The following is a 1,085-nucleotide window of genomic DNA, read 5'->3' as shown; positions in this document are numbered from 1 at the left end:
CGAGGACAGGAAACTCATCGGCGCGGATATAAAAACCGTCCAGTGGGGCTGGCCCCTGGGGATGCCCCTGGTACGCAGGCTGGGAGATGGATTGTGGGAAGTCAGGACCAATCTTAAGGGCAGGATCGCAAGGGTCATCTTCTGTACCCATGACGACCACATAGTTTTACTACACGGTTTCATAAAGAAGACCCAGGCTATACTGAAGAAAGATCTCGAACTGGCAAAAGAACGCATGAAAAGGTTTTGAGGTAAGGGATGGCAAGGAAAAAAAACAGATCAGCTATCGGCAGTGATTTCGATCAGTTCCTCCAGGAAGAAGGTATCCTCCAGGAGGTGGAGATCGTCGCGGCCAAGAGGGTCATCGCCTGGCAGATCGCCGAGCTCATGGACAAGGAACGGATCTCCAAGACCGCCATGGCCGCAAAGATGGGAACCAGCAGGGCTGTACTGGATCGCCTGCTCGACCCTGAAAACACCGGGGTCACCCTGAAAACCCTCGGCAAGGCTGCCGCTGTGCTCGGCAGGAAGATCCATATCAGTCTGGCGTCTTGATCCTCCGGATCAAAAGTGCACCAGTGCACATGTGCACGCGCGAACTGCCCTTCCCCTTTAACCTTTATCTTCTAACCGGCCCCAATTTGATTTTTAACATTTTCAACGGAAAGATCAGCCAGAGCCTGAAGCAGGGCGAACTTGTAGGATGCGACAAACCGACCCTCCCCCAACAGCCGTTGAATCTTTATCAGGAAATGGATCTGCTCTTCAGCTTTTGGAGGTTGATAGTTCATTGGAATTACATCCATCCGTCCTGCCCTGCCTGCCAGCCGTAGCCTTGGCGAAGGCTGGAGCTTGTTGTCGAGGGGTGGATCTTGACCAGGAATTGGATCTGCTGTTCGGGGGTGGGAGTGAGTATGTCCCAGATTAGTTCATGGAGCTGCGGGAATGCAAGGCAGGACTTGGATTTGGGTTATTTCATACAAAAGTATGAAAAACGAGAACCGACCCCACGGTTTGTCCCCAGGGGGAGAAATTCGACGAGAAAATCGATATCACTCGTATCCGGAAGCATGCCCTTTTCTTCA

2 protein-coding genes and 1 pseudogene are annotated in these 1,085 nt (G+C 52.3%); 2 read left to right on the top strand and 1 reads right to left on the bottom strand.

All coding sequences use genetic code 11. The features are described 5' to 3' along the window. Together P1S46_12265 and P1S46_12260 are read left to right on the top strand one after the other, a co-directional pair. Positions 1 to 250 (top strand): type II toxin-antitoxin system RelE/ParE family toxin (locus P1S46_12265; GenBank protein ID MDF1537241.1); only part of this gene is annotated, 250 nt, incomplete at its 5' end. Between the two features lie 8 nt (positions 251 to 258). Then, the gene (locus P1S46_12260; protein MDF1537240.1) at positions 259 to 555 is read left to right on the top strand and encodes a helix-turn-helix transcriptional regulator; all 297 of its coding nucleotides are present in this window, start codon (positions 259 to 261) and stop codon (positions 553 to 555) included. Between the two features lie 101 nt (positions 556 to 656). Here the strand turns inward: P1S46_12260 and P1S46_12255 are convergent. Continuing rightward, positions 657 to 791: pseudogene (locus P1S46_12255) on the bottom strand (HNH endonuclease). Positions 792 to 1,085: the final 294 nt, after the last annotated feature.

The organism is bacterium, from assembly GCA_029210545.1.
GTDB lineage: Bacteria > BMS3Abin14 > BMS3Abin14 > BMS3Abin14 > BMS3Abin14 > JARGFV01.
This window is presented reverse-complemented; position numbering and strand designations above follow the sequence as displayed.